Annotated in this window: 14 protein-coding genes and 2 pseudogenes; 5 read left to right on the top strand and 11 right to left on the bottom strand. The window is 70.5% G+C overall.

Annotated elements, in window-relative coordinates; translation table 11 throughout:
- Positions 1-109 precede the first annotated feature (109 nt).
- The gene (locus tag ACFYW8_RS37695; RefSeq protein WP_389089525.1) at positions 110-325 is read left to right on the top strand and encodes a hypothetical protein; all 216 of its coding nucleotides are present in this window, start codon (positions 110-112) and stop codon (positions 323-325) included.
- Here the strand turns inward: ACFYW8_RS37695 and ACFYW8_RS37700 are convergent.
- From ACFYW8_RS37700 to ACFYW8_RS37715, 4 genes and pseudogenes are all read right to left on the bottom strand, one after another.
- Positions 322-846, bottom strand: a complete 525-nt coding sequence (locus tag ACFYW8_RS37700) for a hypothetical protein (RefSeq protein WP_389089527.1) — start codon at positions 844-846, stop codon at positions 322-324. The genes ACFYW8_RS37695 and ACFYW8_RS37700 overlap by 4 nt on opposite strands.
- 38 nt (positions 847-884) lie before the next feature.
- A pseudogene (locus tag ACFYW8_RS37705) lies at positions 885-1,016 on the bottom strand (IS3 family transposase); the annotation flags it as partial.
- Positions 1,017-1,397: 381 nt separating this feature from the next.
- A complete protein-coding gene (locus ACFYW8_RS37710) occupies positions 1,398-2,531 on the bottom strand; it encodes a hypothetical protein (protein WP_389089530.1) in 1,134 nt (377 codons plus the stop codon).
- A 271-nt stretch (positions 2,532-2,802) separates the two neighbouring features.
- Complete coding sequence (locus ACFYW8_RS37715; protein ID WP_389089533.1) at positions 2,803-3,714, bottom strand: LysR family transcriptional regulator; 912 nt, start codon at positions 3,712-3,714, stop codon at positions 2,803-2,805.
- A gap of 97 nt (positions 3,715-3,811) precedes the next feature.
- Between ACFYW8_RS37715 and ACFYW8_RS37720 the strand changes: the two genes are divergently transcribed.
- Both ACFYW8_RS37720 and ACFYW8_RS37725 read left to right on the top strand, forming a co-directional pair.
- Entirely contained in the window at positions 3,812-4,177 is a 366-nt protein-coding gene (locus tag ACFYW8_RS37720; RefSeq protein WP_365881158.1) for a nuclear transport factor 2 family protein, read from the top strand.
- A 39-nt stretch (positions 4,178-4,216) separates the two neighbouring features.
- On the top strand, positions 4,217-4,567 hold the full coding sequence (locus ACFYW8_RS37725) for a hypothetical protein (RefSeq protein ID WP_389089537.1): 351 nt from the start codon (positions 4,217-4,219) through the stop codon (positions 4,565-4,567).
- A 23-nt stretch (positions 4,568-4,590) separates the two neighbouring features.
- On the opposite strand, the gene ACFYW8_RS37730 is transcribed toward ACFYW8_RS37725, so the two are convergent.
- Genes ACFYW8_RS37730 through ACFYW8_RS37745 form a run of 4 tightly spaced genes read right to left on the bottom strand, consistent with a single transcriptional unit; the run spans position 4,591 to position 8,913 of the window.
- Positions 4,591-4,929, bottom strand: coding sequence for a hypothetical protein (locus tag ACFYW8_RS37730; RefSeq protein WP_389089540.1), 339 nt, complete (start codon positions 4,927-4,929; stop codon positions 4,591-4,593).
- Entirely contained in the window at positions 4,926-6,461 is a 1,536-nt protein-coding gene (gene fxlM, locus ACFYW8_RS37735) for a methyltransferase, FxLD system (protein WP_389089543.1), read from the bottom strand. Before fxlM ends, ACFYW8_RS37730 begins: the two co-directional genes overlap by 4 nt.
- Positions 6,462-6,484: 23 nt before the next feature.
- Entirely contained in the window at positions 6,485-8,476 is a 1,992-nt protein-coding gene (locus ACFYW8_RS37740) for an ABC transporter ATP-binding protein (RefSeq protein ID WP_389089546.1), read from the bottom strand.
- Positions 8,473-8,913, bottom strand: a complete 441-nt coding sequence (locus ACFYW8_RS37745; RefSeq protein WP_389089568.1) for an NUDIX domain-containing protein — start codon at positions 8,911-8,913, stop codon at positions 8,473-8,475. Before ACFYW8_RS37745 ends, ACFYW8_RS37740 begins: the two co-directional genes overlap by 4 nt.
- Between ACFYW8_RS37745 and ACFYW8_RS37750 the strand changes: the two genes are divergently transcribed.
- The gene (locus ACFYW8_RS37750) at positions 8,800-9,207 is read left to right on the top strand and encodes a zinc-binding dehydrogenase (protein WP_389089570.1); all 408 of its coding nucleotides are present in this window, start codon (positions 8,800-8,802) and stop codon (positions 9,205-9,207) included. The genes ACFYW8_RS37745 and ACFYW8_RS37750 overlap by 114 nt on opposite strands.
- A 450-nt stretch (positions 9,208-9,657) precedes the next feature.
- Here ACFYW8_RS37750 and ACFYW8_RS37755 read toward each other — a convergent pair.
- Positions 9,658-9,705, bottom strand: a pseudogene (locus ACFYW8_RS37755) (hypothetical protein); the annotation flags it as partial.
- 350 nt (positions 9,706-10,055) lie between these two features.
- Between ACFYW8_RS37755 and ACFYW8_RS37760 the strand changes: the two are divergent.
- Complete coding sequence (locus tag ACFYW8_RS37760; protein ID WP_389089549.1) at positions 10,056-11,240, top strand: type III polyketide synthase; 1,185 nt, start codon at positions 10,056-10,058, stop codon at positions 11,238-11,240.
- A gap of 170 nt (positions 11,241-11,410) precedes the next feature.
- Here ACFYW8_RS37760 and ACFYW8_RS37765 read toward each other — a convergent pair whose 3' ends face one another.
- The gene (locus ACFYW8_RS37765; protein WP_389089552.1) at positions 11,411-13,576 is read right to left on the bottom strand and encodes a SpoIIE family protein phosphatase; all 2,166 of its coding nucleotides are present in this window, start codon (positions 13,574-13,576) and stop codon (positions 11,411-11,413) included.
- Between the two features lie 109 nt (positions 13,577-13,685).
- Positions 13,686-14,060 (bottom strand): hypothetical protein, encoded by a 375-nt coding sequence (locus ACFYW8_RS37770; RefSeq protein WP_389089555.1) that lies wholly within the window; start codon positions 14,058-14,060, stop codon positions 13,686-13,688.
- Between the last annotated feature and the right edge of the window lie 398 nt (positions 14,061-14,458).

The raw sequence follows: 14,458 nt of genomic DNA on the forward strand, positions 1-14,458 counted from the left end.
GCCGATGCTCCGCAACGCTACTTCACCACGCTCCGCACACCGTGAAGAACGACGACGCACCCTTGGGGGTCGCCCCGGACCGGCCTCTACTCGGAGAGGGGGAGAGAACGTGACATACGACGGCGGGTCGCAGGCCGCACTGGCCGACGCTGCGCGCGCATGCCTGCTGGCACCGGGGCCGCGGGAGGCGATGCTCGCCCGGGACACGCTGTCCGGCCGGGCCGGCCGCCAGGTCATCATGAACGGCCCCAGCCACCGCCCGAACAAGCGCCCCAAGAACCCCACCGACAAGCCCGACAAGCCCGACAAGCCCCCGGTCCGCTAGAGCCCGGCCCCGTCCACGTTCCATTCCCGAGGCAGTTCCTCGTCACAGAAGACGCAGACGAAGTCCTCCTCCCGAACGATGTTCAGCTGACCGCAGGTGAGACAGCGTCGGAACACCACCTCGTGGGTGAAGCCGGAAGGATGCCCGATCCCGGCTGTGTCCAGAGCCCTCGCGACGGCCGGCCACGAGCTGATGTCCGGGCAGTATCCAGTCGACTGGTTACTCACCTCACCGACCACCCACTGCCCGGACTCCTCGCGGAAGCTCATCTCCCCGGCACCCAGAACGGAGCCACCGCCAGCACACACCACATGCTCGCTCCGGCGCGGCGCCAGCCGCAGCACACCCGCCGAGTCGATGACGAACGTGAAAGGCTCGGCCAGCTCCACCGCTGCCAGATCCGCAGCCCAGTCGTCGAAGTCCACCGCCGAGTGGATGCATCGACCCTCAGCCTCCGGCCGAACGAGGGCCCTCAGATCAGGTGGTCCCACATACCGATAGCTCCACCCCAGCAAGTTCACGCTGGCCAACGTAATGTCCTCTCAAGGCCAGCGCCTGGGGAATTACGTGAACTTACCCCTGGGTGACGGCCGACGATGTGGTTGATCCGCATCAGCCGGGTGACACGCTTGCGGTTGATCCTCCGTCCCCTCGCACGCAGCTCGGCACGGACGCGCGGGGCACCGTAGGCGCCACAGTCGTCCTCATTCGACACGTGACCTGGAGGCGCCAGCGCCCAGGGCCCTCCGTCGCCACCACCCGCCTGCGGCCGCCCCTGGCACCACACCTTCCGCAACGCCCGATCGCCCTGACGGCGCTCCGGCTTTCCCTGCCTCGCTACGGCGGACGGCTTCGAGCTCGCCACCGCGATGCGGGCGGTACGCCGGCTGACGCTCGCCCGCAGTGCCGTCGCGCCGGCACTGGCCTGCCTGTTCATCGGGACGGCCCTCACCTGGTGGGCACCCGGAGCGTAGCCGGGGAGCCCTCGGGCGAACCGCACCCGGGTTCGGTTGCCGAGCGCACCTGCGGCTGGCTGATGCACCACCGCCGTCTCGCACGCGACCGGCGGGTTTCACTTCTCCGCCCGTCGCAGGGCTGCACGCACTTCGCCGAGCAGAAGGCCGATCGTGTGACGGTCGGGGTCCTGGGGACCCAGGGCGCCGTAGGCCTCGGTGAGGACACGCTCCGACTCGCGGAGGTCGGCCGGTCGCGGGCGGCGTGCGTCGGCCCAGCGGCGAAACAGGGCGGAACCCAGGTTCGCCAGGTAGGTGCCCCGGCAAGGGTGCGGCTGGGCGGCGCCGCGCCGCAGATGCTCGATCGCCTCGTCGAGCAGCGGGCCGTCACCGGGACCGCGCTCGTACCGCCGTACGAGGGCGCAGCCGAGGTTGTTGCGGTGCGTGGCGAGGAAGGGGTGCCCGCCGGGGATGGTGGCGACCGCCCGGCGCAGCAGTGACACGGCCTCGGCCAGTTCGGCGGGGTTCCCGGTGTGCTCGTTCAGGACCCGGACGGTGGCCCCGAGCGTACCCAGGACGAGGGGCCGGTCGGCGGCGTCGGCGGGGCACGCGGCCAGGGCCCGGCGGCCGGTGTCGACGGCCCAGTGGATGTCGGCGGGCAGGCCGAAGTGCTCGAAGCGGGTGCGCAGGGCGAGGGAGACGTTGATCAGTGCGGTGGCGCGGCCGGTGTCCAGCGGCGGCCGTCCGTCCGCGCCACGCAGTCCCGTCTCGACGGCCTCGTCGAGGTCGGCCCGGTTTCCCCGGTGCTGGTAACGGGAGTACAAGGCGCCGCTGAGACCGACCAGGGCGTTCGACCGCTGCGGGTCGCCCGGCGGCAGGTGTCCGGCGAGCCCGCGGAACCAGGCGATCCCGCGGTCCTCAAGGCCGGTGTCTCCATGGGCGCGGCCCTGGCCGCAGAGCAGGGCGGCGTACGACTGCCACAACTCGGCGGATTCCTTGGCGAGTTCACCGGCAACGTCCCGCCACTTCGGGGGCACCGATCCCGGCCGCGCCCGGTGCACGAGCGCGAAGAGCACCACCGAGGCCTGGGCCGCTTCCACGGCCAGCGGTGCCTCGGGGCCGCGGCCGGCGTACTCCTGGGACCGGTAGGCGTGGAAGCGGGCGAGCAGGTGGAAGGCGTGTAGCCAGCCTGCCTCGTCGCCGGACAGGGTGAAGTGGTCCACCATCGCGTCGAAACCCGGATCCCGCCGCACTTTACGGGTGCCCCTCTCAACTCTCCTGGCCGATCACTCGTTCAGCCCGACGAGTCGGCGGACAAGAGCGAAACGGTCCGGGAAACGCAAGGCGACTGGTGTCGCGACGACCTCACCGTTCGCGGAGAGGGCCGGCCGTGACGTCCGCTGTCTACGGCTGTGATCTTGCCGAGGTCTATGTGCGGGTGTGTGTGCGGCACCCCGGGTGATCGAATCCGGGGGAACGATGAGCATGTGGGTGTCGGGCAGGGGCGGGGACAGCCCCCTCAGCTCAGCCTCGGTGGGGTGGTTTCTTGCCTGAATCGGGTTTGGGGAATGCTTGCCGGCTGTGCGAGAGCAGCTCACGGACTGCGGGGCTGTGCGCGCTCTTCCAGATCAGGGCGAGCAGGACGGGTGTTTCGACGTCGTCGATGGTGAGGGCGGTGAGACGGTCGCTGTAGCGCGCGGCCATCGAGTTGCTGAGGACGGCGACGGCGAGTCCGCGGGTGGCGAGGTCGGCGATGGCGTCCGCAGCGCCGGCCTGTAGCGCGATCGTGGGTTGGAGGCTCTGTGCGGTGCATGCCTGGTCGAATGCCGTGCGCAGGCCGGTGCCGGGGGGCATGCACACGATCGGGTAGGCGCCCAAGTCGCGCAGTGTGACCCGCCGCTGTTCCGCCAGGGGGTGCCCGGGCGGGACTGCCGCGACGAGCCTCTCGCTGATGATCGTCAGCGCGTCCAGCCGGTCGGGGGTGGCGGTTGCGGTTCCGATGAGAGCCAGGTCGATGGTGCCGGCGCGCACCCCCTCGACGAGCCGGTCGGAGTTGTCCTCCAGCAGCGAGATCTCCACGCCGGGGTGCGCACGATGGAACGCGGTGAGGGCGTCGAACAGAGGCGTCACGGTGCAGCCGATGACCATCCCGACCGTGAGCCGACCCCGGATCAGGTCGGTCACCTCGCCCACCGCCTGGCCGACCGCCGCAGCGGCGGCGAGCGCGTTGCGGGCGTGTTCGATCGCGGCTTTTCCCGCGACGGTAAGGGTGGCGGTGCGCGCCGACCGGTCGAACAGTTCGGCACCGAGTTCACGTTCCAGTTGGCGGATCTGGGCGCTGACGCCGGACTGGCTGATGTGCACCCGTTCGGCGGCCCGGGTGAAGTTCCGCTCTTCGGCGACCGCGACGAAGTATTCCAGTTGCTTCAGTTCCATGACTGCAGATTCTAGTTCCCATTAGATCTATCTGTTGGATTTCTGGTGAGCAGGTGGCCACGCTGGTAGCGCTGAAGCCCGACGCCAGGAGGAATCCATGCCGGAGTACGAGAAGGCCGTGCGGCCCGAAGACATCACCCGTCTGTTCGTCGAACGGTCCAATGCCGGTGACGCGGCCGGGGTCGCCGCACTCTACGAAGAGGGCGCGGTGATGGCCTACCCGCCTGGCGGCCAGACGGTGGGCCGGGAGGCGATCCGCGCGCTGTGGGAAAAGGTGCTGGCGAGCCGTCCCCGCTTCGAGCCGGAACAACCGCTGCCGACGCTGATCAGCGGCGACATCGCCCTCACCTCGACCCCGCCGAAGGACGGGGCCGGCGCCCGCGCTCAGGTCGTCCGTCGCCAGCCGGACGGGAGCTGGCTGCGCCTGCTCGACCAGCCCGAGTTCGTCTCCCCGTCATGCTGAACCCCCCTCCGCCGCAACGCGAGAAACGCAGGCATCGACATGCGCAAGTGGCTGCCGCTGGTGACGGTCTGCCTGGGTACGTTCATACTGCTGATCGACGTCACGATCGTGAACGTCGCCCTGCCGAACATGGTCGGCGACCTGGGCGCGTCCTTCGGCGCGCTGCAATGGGTCGACGAGTGCACCGTGGGTCTGGGCGAGGTGGACGGCGTAGTGGCCGGCTCCGGATCCGACGTCCAGGACCCGGCGTCCGGTGAGCGGGCCGAGGACGTCGTCGCCCGGGCCGACACCGTCCCAGAAGCCCCATCGCAGCTGTTCAGGTACGGGCGGCAGGTAGGACCGGTCGAGCTGGAACTGGCCGTAGGCAGTCCAGGTCTCCGGGTTGGGTGACTGTTCGACGGACATGAGAACTCCTAGGGGGGAAGGGCAAGGTCAGGCGGGACCGGTGACGAGGTACTGCGGGCCGCAGTAGCGCCCGAGCAGGCGGAAATGATGCTGGCGCGGTGCGGCGTGCGCGGTCGGCCCGGCACTTCGGACGCCGGTCGGTGTGCCCTGCGTTTCGACGGTGGGGGAACGCCTTTGGGGGTGCCCTCGGTGTGGCACGGTTCGCGCAGGATCACGAATGCCATGTCCTCGGTGTCGTGGCGCATCGTGCTTGCCCATCCGGTCTGCACCTCGGTGAGTTCGTCCTCGTCGAGCGCGATGCGACGCCGATCGGCCGGCGTGCCGTCGGCGAGCGGCGTGATGATCACGACGGTGCCGCCGGGCCGCAGCCTTCGGCCAAGAGCCTGCAGGGTGCGTTCCCGGGAGGTGAGGAACGGAAGGTGCAGTCCGCGTTGCGGGTGTCGAGAGTGACGAAACCGGTCAGGTCGGGGATGACGAGACCGATCTCCTCGTCGAGTTCCCGGGCGATGGCTTCGTCGCAGGTCTCGCCCTTCTCGGTGTTGCCGCCGAGCAGGGCCCAGTGTCCGGGGCGCCAGATCGGTTTGTTCGCCGAGCGAAGGTGGAGCAGGTAGCGGCCCTCGTCGTCGGTGAGCAGGGCCGCGGTGCCGGGAATCGTCGGCCAGCCGATCGCGACGCGCGTGTGCTTTTTGACGAAAACGTGCGCAGCCCCGGTCGCGGGCGCGGGGCTGCTGTCGTCCACAGGGTGGATGGTGATGCGCGGGCAGAGGGCGGCGCGGTGGTTGCGCTGCCAGTGCTGGACCTGTTCGACCATCTCCTTCGCAGCCAGGTAGCCGTGGACGACGAACTCGTACAGGCCGTTGCCGTCGTCTCCGTCGGACAGGCGTTCAGTGGCCAGCCGCGCGAGGGAGGCCCCGCGGACGATCGCGGCGCCGGGCCAGTGCTGGGGCGGCGGGTTCAGGACCCCGTTGTCGCCGTCGGGGTCGACCGACAGGCGGCAGAAGCCGGGCAGGGCGCCGGCCAGGTAGAGGGCCAGGGCGTCGAAGGGTTCCTGGCCGCCGACGGTGACGTGGGTGTGCGCCACGCTCGGTTCGCGGGTGAAGGCGGGGGCGAGCTGGTCGACCGGCATGGGGGTGCCGTCCTCCCAGGACAGGTGGACGCCGGTGCCGGGGACGGTGCGCCGGTTCGGGTCCCAGGCGCCGTCGCCCCGCATGGCGACGAAGCCGCAGACGATGAGCGGCTCGTCGCTGTGCAGAACCCCGTCGTGCTTGGTGAAGCCGATGGACCAGTGGTATCCGTGCAGACGGAGCGGCGCGACGAGGCGTCCGCCCTCGGCGAGAGCGCCGATCCAGGGCAGGTCCCAGGTGTCGACGGTGACCAGAATGGCGTCGAAGCCGCCGTCCGGCACGATGCCGACGGGCAAGTGCTCGGCGTCCGCGGTGACCACCTGGACGTGGTCGTATCCGGTCTGGGCGAGGAAGCCGGTGGCGCGGTCGGTGACGACCGGGTCGATGTCCAGGGTGGTGACGCTGCCGGCCGGGCCGACGAGTTCTGCGACGAGGGCGGCGTTGTAGCCGCCGGAGCCGATCTCCAGGACGCGGTGGCCGGGCCGGATGCGGGCGGCTTCGAGCATGTCGGCCTGCAGCCAGGGCGCGGAGATGGAGCTGATGGTGCTGCCGTCGTCGCTGTGGAGGGTGGCGACGATGTCGTCGGCGTATGCCTTCTGGATCTGAACTTCGGGGGCGAACGCGTGCCGGGGCACGGTGCGCAGGGCCTCGTCCACCGCGGGGGTTCGGATGTGGCCGGACTCGGCGAGCTGGTCGGCGAGCTGGTGGCGCAGGGCACTGGCTTCGTCGAGGTCGGTGGTGGGGGGTGTCGTCACGGCGGGCCTTTCGGTCGAGCGGGTCATGCGGGGTCCGAGAGGCTGGGTGCGGCGGGGTTGGGGATGCCGGCTGTGGTGGGGGCGTACTGGGCGGCCTGCGCGTCGAACATGGCGGCGTACCGGCCGCGTTGGGCGACGAGTTCGTCGTGCGTGCCGTGTTCGGCGAGGTGTCCCGCATTGAGGAGGTAGATGTGGTCGGCGTGGCGGACGCCGGACATGCGGTGGGTGACGAGGACGACGGCCCGGTTCGGGGCGGCGAGGTGGCGGATGCGGTCGAAGGCTTCGATCTCGGCCTCGGGGTCGAGGGCGGAGGTGGGCTCGTCCACGATGAGGACGCTGTCCGCCTGTGATGTTGAGCTACGCCAGTGGGTGCGGGCCAGCCCGATTTTCTGCCACTCGCCGCCGGAGAGTTCGATGGCGCCGCGGAACATGCGGGCCAGCAGGCTCTGCAGGCCGTCGGGGAGTTTGGCGACGACGGGGCCGGCTCCGGCGTGGTCGACGGATGCCTGCAGGTCCTGGGTGGAGGCGTCGTGGCCGGGGCGTCCGATCCGGATGTTCATCGCGGCTGTCACGGGCCAGCGTTGGAAGTCCTGAGTGAGCAGCGCGACGCGGTCGAAGACCTGGGAGCGTTCCAGGCCGGCGACGTCCAGCTCGCCCCACCGCACAGTCCCGGTCTGGGGCAGCAGCAGGCCCGAGAGGATCTTCATCAAGGTGCTCTTCCCGGAGCCGTTCTCGCCTACCACGGCTGTCACGGAACCCATGGGGAACGTGAGCGTCACGTTCTCCAACGCCGGGGCCTCGCGGTCGGGATAGCGGTAGGTGACCTGGTCGAGGGTGACCTGCTCCACGTGCTTCGGGACCGGACGGCCTGTTTCGGGGATGGTGCGCTGGGCGGCTTCGGTGAGGAAGCGCCCGTGATCGCGAACGTACAGGGACTCCTCGTGCAGCTGGTTCACGTTCATCACCAGAGCGCCCAGGCTCGCCGAGCCGGAACGCACGGCGATCACCGCGGTTCCGGCCACCGCCAGGCTCATGCGCCCGCTCATGATCAGCCAGATCATGGTTCCGTACGTGGCCGCCATCGCCACCCCGGACAGCGCGGCGGCCACCCACTCGGTGACCGCCTTGCTGGAGGCCAGTCGCTCCTGCTCGGCCTCGGCGCTGTGGGCCATGCGTTCGTACCGGCTGAGCAGGAACGACCCGACGCCGTGGATGCGCACTTCCTGGGCGGCCGTGCGTTCGGTCAGGAGGTTGCCGATCAGGCGGCTGGCCCGCAGGTGCTCGATCCAGCTCATCACCGACACATAGCGTTCCTGGGCGACCCGCATGGCGCCCCAGCCCCGTGGGGCGGCGATGAGGATCAGCATGGGCAGCAGGGCGGGATGCAGGACGGTGAGCACGCCAGCCGTGGCCACCAGGGAGATGGTGCTGTTCAGCGCGGCGACACAGGCGCTGATCATGCGGCGGGCGGAAGCCGGGCCGTACTGCGCGATGTCGATCAGCCGCCGGAAGTCCGGGTCGTCGATGGCTTCCAGTTCGACCGAGGCGGCGGCTGCCAGGTACTGGGTGGTGGCGATCCGCTCGACGAGCGGTTCAAGGCGGCCCGCCCGGGACGTGGACCATCCGGCAAGCACCGAGTTCACGACGGCGATCGCGGCGGCGGCGAGCAGACCGGGCAGCATGCCGTGCAGTCGGTCCACGGCACTGGCGGAGCCGAGGAGGGCGTGCATGACGGAGTTGATGGCGAGCAGCCCTACGGCAGCTGCAATGCCTTGCCCGATCTCGCTGATCCCGACGGCGATGAGCGCCCGGCGATCCGTGCCCCACGCCATGCGCAGCGTCGCACCGACCAGAGCAGGCATTGACCGGAGCGCGGACATCATGGTCAAGTCCAGTGTTGCGTGCTCGTGTTGGGACCAGCCCATGTCGTAGCGCAGCGGGCCGCCGAAGAGTTCGCGCTCCGCGTCGGAAACCTCCGGCTCGGCCGGCCTGACTTTCCCGAAGAACCTCTTCACTGGGCGCCTCCCTGGGGGACCGGTTCAGCGCCCTGTGCGAGGGGCTGTCGGTGAGCATCTGGAAGATGGCGGCGGTGCAGGCAGTCTGGCGGCGGTTTCTCCATCGATACCCAGAACAGCCCTTCGCGCCTGTCCGGTTCGGCGTTGCGCTGCCGGCCGGTCCAGAAATGCGTCACGAAAACGACGGTGATCCGCTCGATCCCTCCAGGACTGTGATGACGGACGAGTCCGCGGAACGCTTGTCGCAGGGCGCTGGTACCGACTCCGGATTCTTCTTCCGGCTCGTGCCGTGCGCCACGAGCCGGCGGTTCACCGGTCCGGATATGGCCACCCACGACGGTGGGCCGGAGAAGTGCGCGTTGCTCACCGACGAACTGGGATTCGACGCGGCGATCGACTACCGCACCGACGACGTCGGGAAGGCGCTGCGCCGGCACGCCCCCGACGGTATCGACGTCTACTTCGACAACGTGGGCGGCGACATCCTCGACGCTGCCCTGACCCGGCTGGCGATGCACGCGCGCGTCGTGGTCTGCGGTGCGATCAGTCAGTACAACAACGCCACCCCGGTCAAGGGCCCCTCGAACTACCTGACACTGCTGGTGCGCCGCGCCCGGATGGAGGGATTCGTCGTCTTCGACTATGCCAAGCGCTACCCGCAGGCCGCGCAGGACATCTCCGCCTGGATCGCCGCAGCGGTGCCCAGCGGGCCGGGGTGCGGGCCCCTTTGAGCCGGACCAGCGGCTGGGCGGGCGACCGACCCCGATCGGTGGGCCATCTCGACCATGTCCGAGGGCCTTTGCCTCCCCGTGGCCGCAAGGCAGGCCGACAGTGGGTGGGGTCCGTGGGCTCATGACCCACGCAGCCGGTCGTCGGCCATTCCGTGCTCGGTCGGTCCGGTGGCCTGTGTGTGCCTGTCGTCGAAAGCGGTAGGTGAGGTCGTGCACGACGTCGACGACACCGTCCAGCGGGCGCGTCGGACCCACGCGACGGCGGCGCTGCGCGCTTTCCAACTGCCCGGTGAGCGTGACCGCACCGTCGTGGACGGCGACTTCGGAGATCTGGGGGCTGACCCGGAGCGCGTCGGCGAGCACCTCACGTCGCACGGCCTGCCACATCTCCTCGGCGGAGCGCAGGAGGACCTGGAGCAGGTCGCGGCGGCTGACGATGTCGACGAGCCGGTCCTTTTCTTCGACCACCGGGAGTCGTTCGATGCCGTGTCGCGTCATCAGCCGGTGGTCTCCGGCAGGGCCGCCTCCACGGGACCGTCACGGCGGGCGACGGCACCAGCCCGCCGGCGGTGCGCGCCCGGACCAGGCACCCCCGACTGGCGGCGAGTCAGGTAAGACCTGTGGACCCGCTCCGAGGGCCCCTCTGTTTCAGTGGTGTGTGCCGTATCACGCCCTTCAAAGCCGCCCAAGTTGGCTTAGTCACAGCGGAAATGTCCCTTTCATGTCCATGCTCGACCTGGACAGCGACTCCCGAAGTGGAGCCCGTCGGCATGGGCGCGAAGTTCCGAAGCGGCCCATGACGCAGCCCTCGTGACGTTCCTCCTTGTTCCCCTGGAAAGGTGCCCATCATGGCCGCTTACCTCTGCCCTCCTGCCGTGATACACGGCGAGCACGCCGTGGAGACCAGCCAGATCGTGGCGGAGGTGCGCGACCGGCACCCGCATGCGCCGTGGGCGCCGCGGATCGACGGCATCGCGGCCAGTACGGGCATCGAGACCCGCGGGTGGATGCTGCCGCTGGAGACCGCCGTCGCGCCCGGCGACGGCAGCGGCCTGCAGGCTGTCGGCATCGGGAACGCCCAAGAGGCGCTGGCACGCGACGGGTTCACCCAGCAGGACGTGGACCGCGTGGTCGCCGCCCTCGAGGCGATACCCGCGCCGCAGACCGTCCAGGAGCGCACCGCGCCGGCCTGGGAGGCCGTGCAGTCCTACGGGGAGCGTGCGGCGCGCGGGGCCCTGCAGATCGCCGGGCTGGACGCCGCAGACATCGACTGCCTGATCACCAGTCACTCCACCACCCCGGCGCTGCCCGGTCTGGACATCGCCCTGGCCAACAAGCTTGCGCTCCGCAACGACGTGATGCTGCTGCCGGCCACGCAGTGGGCCTGTGTCGCGGGGACCCGCTCCCTGGCCCTGGCGGCTGATCTCGTGGCCGCGGACCCCGACCGGGTGGTCCTGGTCGTGATCGCGGAGGCGCTGAGCACGACCTACCAGCCCGCGGACGACACCCTCGAGTCCCTGATCGTCCGGTTGCTGTTCGCGGACACCGCGGTCGCCGCGGTGGTCACGGGCCGCCCGAGGCGCGAGTCGGTCCTGCGGCTGGACGCGGCCTGGCACCACACCGTGCCCGACACCCAAGACCTGCACTGCCTGGAAACACGGGCGGACGGCACCCACTTCGTGATGGACCGGCGCGGGCCGCGCGCCGTACAGGAGACGGTCGCCGCGATGTGGGAGTGGCTGCGCGTCCGTTACCAGGACGACCCCGACTCCTGGCACCCCGACGTGCTGCTCGCGCACCCCGGCGGGACCCGGGTGCTGGAGTACATGGAGCAGACGATGCCCGACGCATGGCCGTCCGGGCTGCTGGACTACAGCCGGGACAGCTACACCAGCGGCAACCGCGGAGGCGCCGCCGTGTTCGACATCCTGAGGCGGGCGCACGACGCCGGACAGAAGCCGGGCAGTCGCGCCGTCCTGTACGCGGCGGCACCGGGCCTCACCGCCACCGCCCTGGAAGGGGAGTGGCTGTAGTGAGAGCCCGCGCCACTCGTAGCAGCGAACGGGCCGCCCGCATCACCGGTCACGCCACCGGTACCGCTGAGGGCGCCGTCCGTACCGTCGGTGGCGCCGGCTGACGCGCACGCCGCCCCTGCCCTCGCCGCGCTCGCGTACGCCCGGCCGCGCCCCGCCCCGCAGCCGCGTCATCTTGCGACTTCCGCCCAGACCACCTTGCCGGTGTCCGTCCACCGCACCCCCCACCGGATGGTGAGCCGGTGCACGATGCGCAGGCCACGCCCGCCGTCGTCGAGGAGGCCGCCCCGGCTCAGACGCGGCCTGCCGTTGCCGGTGTCGCCCACCTCGCACAGCAGGCCGTGACCACCGGCCCTGATCAGTCGTATCGTGATGGGACCGGCGGCAAAGCGCACCGCGTTCGTGACCAGCTCGCTGACCAGCAGCCGCACGTCGTCCTGGGTGTCGCTCCTGGTGTGCCATTGCCGCAGCAGTGCGGAGACGTGCGCGCGGGCACGGGCGGGCGCGTCGTCGCGAGCGGGTAGCCGCCAGGTCGCGGTGTCCCCCTTGCGGTAGCCGATCATGCGTGCGAGCAGCAGGGTCACGTCGTCGCGCCGGCGCACGGGCGCCAGCGCGGAGACGACGTGCCGTGCGGCCTGCTGCAGGGCATCCCAGGGGTGCACCGAGGACACGGCATCCGCCAGCCTGCTGATGCCCTCGTCGATAGGCAGGGCCGGATCCTCCACCAGGCCGTCGGTGTAGAGGGCGAGCAGGGAGCCCGGGGGCGCGCCGAACGTGTGCACGTCGAACGGCTCCCGCAGCGCGAACTCGGCGCCCAGGCCGGGGTGAGGGCGGACCGCGAGCGGGCCTGCGTGCCCGTTCGGAAGCACCAGGACCGGAGGGAGGTGGCCCGCGCTGGAGAGCGCCACGTGGTGGCTGACCGGGTCGTAGAGGGCGATGCAGCAGGTGGAGCCGAGGGCGCTGTAGCCGGCCGCCAGCCCGGACTCCGCGTCGTCCAGCAGCGTCACGGTCTCGTCCAGGTGCTCCAGGACCTCGTCGGGTGCCAGCCCCGCGGACAGCAGCGCGCGGGCCTCCATGCTCAGCTGGCCCATGGTTGCCGCGGCTCCCAGGCCGTGCCCGACGACGTCACCGACCACCAGCGCGGTACGGCCGTCCGGCAGCGGAAAGCTGTTCACCCAGTCGCCGCCGACGCCCGCGCTGTCGGGGGTGGCGGGCTGGTAGACGCTGGCGATCTCAATGGTGTGGCCGCCGGTCCGGGGCAGCAGCCGGCGCTGCAACGCCAGCACCTGCGTGTGTTCGCGCTGGTGCTGACGGGCCAGGTCGACGTGATGGGCGGTCCTGGCCACCAGTTCCTGCAGGTCGAACAACTCGCTGTCCCGGAAGGGGCGGTCCGCCCGCCGCCAGACCTCCGCCACGCCCAGCACGACGGGTGGCGCGCTGTCCAGGACCAGCGGTACGCACGCCACAGTCGCCGACCGGTCACCGGGCACCAGGGCACGGATCACTCGCTGACTGCCGAGCAGCCGCTCGACCGCCTCCCGGTCGGGTATGACGATGGGCTGCGGGGCATCGTCCCGCCGTACCGCCTGTGCCAGCAGGCGACTCGCGTCGCTCGGAAGATCGCCGCCCGGAGTCACATAACCCTCGGGCCACGCCCGGTCCGGCACCAGGGCTGCCCGCCGTAGCCGGATGCGCCCCTGCGCGTGCTCGGTGACTCCCTCGCCCGTCCACACGGCGAAGTCGAGGTCGACGGCGGCCACGTCTCCCCAAGCCAGCAGGGACTCCGCCAGCGACTGCGCGGTCTCGCCGATGTCCAGCGAGGTGCCGATCGCGGTCTCGGCGGCGTACAGGTGCAGCCTCCTGGCCATGGCGATCACGGAGACGGTCAAGCCCTCCTGAGGCGCCGCGGCGGGCAGGATGCTCAGCGAGACCACCAGCTCCGACCCGTCGGCGCGCCGCAGGCGCTGGATCCGGGCGACGTGTGCCTCACCGATCTCCAGGACCTGCCGCAACCGCCGTGTGACCGTCGGTACGTCCCCGGCGGGCAGGAGATCGGCGAAACGACTCCCGGCCACGGCGTCCAGACCCGCGAATACGGGGGCGTCCAGATTGCAGCGGGTGATTCTCAGATCCCTGTCCAGGTTGACCACGCCGAGAATCTGATCCTGACGGTCGGCTGCCGGGTTGTCGGGTACGCGTTGGCGGGTGGCGCGGTCGCCCTGCGCGTTCGCAGGACCGGCCGCCGCTGCCGCTCCGCCGCGCGGGATGTAGCGCCCGAGGGCACTGCTGACCATGTCGAACGGCGAAGAGGACGAGGGGGAGGGTGTGGAGTCCATGCGGCTCTCTCGCAATCCCCGGCGCAGCGCCGGGGCTGTACTCGGACCCGTGCGTCGGGGCTGCACTCGGACCCGTGCGTCGGGGCACCGAGATCCCTGACCGCACACCTCATTGAATAACACCGGGGGTCGCTTCGCCCACACCAGCGGATCGCGCGGTGAACGCTGCCCCTGAGGGAATGCCGCGACCGGTGGGGCCGTGCTCACCTTGCCGGGGGCGTCGCCCGCCAGGGTGCGACGACCGCCGCAGGACCACCGGGCGCCGGCGCCGACGGTGATGGCCGGTCCGAGTTCGCTGGAGAGACGCGCACAGGAGCAGCATGATCAGGCCGCCCTCGAGCGCGTCACCGCGCAGCCGGTCGGCCTTGGCTTCTTGGATCTCCTGGAGAGCTTGCGGAATGCGGCCGATCAGCTCGGAGCCGGGCACCTTCACCGGAGAACGCTTTCCGGCAGGCAAGGAGCTGAACCGGGAGTCGGTCAGCACGGACCGCGCGGTCTGCAGGCCGGTGACCAGGTGGCCGACGTGCCCATCGGGGGTACCGCAGCGGGGGCATCGGGCATTCCTCGCACGCTTGCGTGAAGGGGGCGGGCGGGTCGAAAGGGCAACCTGTGGGGCGCGCTGCAGAAAAGGCTGTGCTGAGTGATTCCCGGCTGCTTGCGAATGCGCCATGAAAGACCTGGGGCCTCATCGGCGGAGGGGAATCGGGGGAGGCTGTACAAGCCGAAATTCTCCCACGACTGTCCCTAGGGTTCTCCTTAGAGATTCCCGGCTGTCAATGCTCGTGCACGTCGACCATTGGGGATTCCCCTAAAGCTGATCCGATGCAGCGGCGGAGCGCGGCTGCGGGACCGAAACTAGGGTCACACCGCAACTTGTTGCCG

It is taken from the genome of Streptomyces sp. NPDC002742, from assembly GCF_042888885.1.
GTDB lineage: Bacteria > Actinomycetota > Actinomycetes > Streptomycetales > Streptomycetaceae > Streptomyces.

Coding starts and splice junctions, on each gene's coding strand:
- ACFYW8_RS37715 (WP_389089533.1), bottom strand. CDS start 3,714: ATGGAACTGAAGCAACTGGAATACTTCGTCGCGGTCGCCGAAGAGCGG.
- ACFYW8_RS37720 (WP_365881158.1), top strand. CDS start 3,812: ATGCCGGAGTACGAGAAGGCCGTGCGGCCCGAAGACATCACCCGTCTG.
- ACFYW8_RS37725 (WP_389089537.1), top strand. CDS start 4,217: ATGCGCAAGTGGCTGCCGCTGGTGACGGTCTGCCTGGGTACGTTCATA.
- ACFYW8_RS37750 (WP_389089570.1), top strand. CDS start 8,800: ATGGCCACCCACGACGGTGGGCCGGAGAAGTGCGCGTTGCTCACCGAC.
- ACFYW8_RS37760 (WP_389089549.1), top strand. CDS start 10,056: ATGGCCGCTTACCTCTGCCCTCCTGCCGTGATACACGGCGAGCACGCC.
- ACFYW8_RS37765 (WP_389089552.1), bottom strand. CDS start 13,576: ATGGACTCCACACCCTCCCCCTCGTCCTCTTCGCCGTTCGACATGGTC.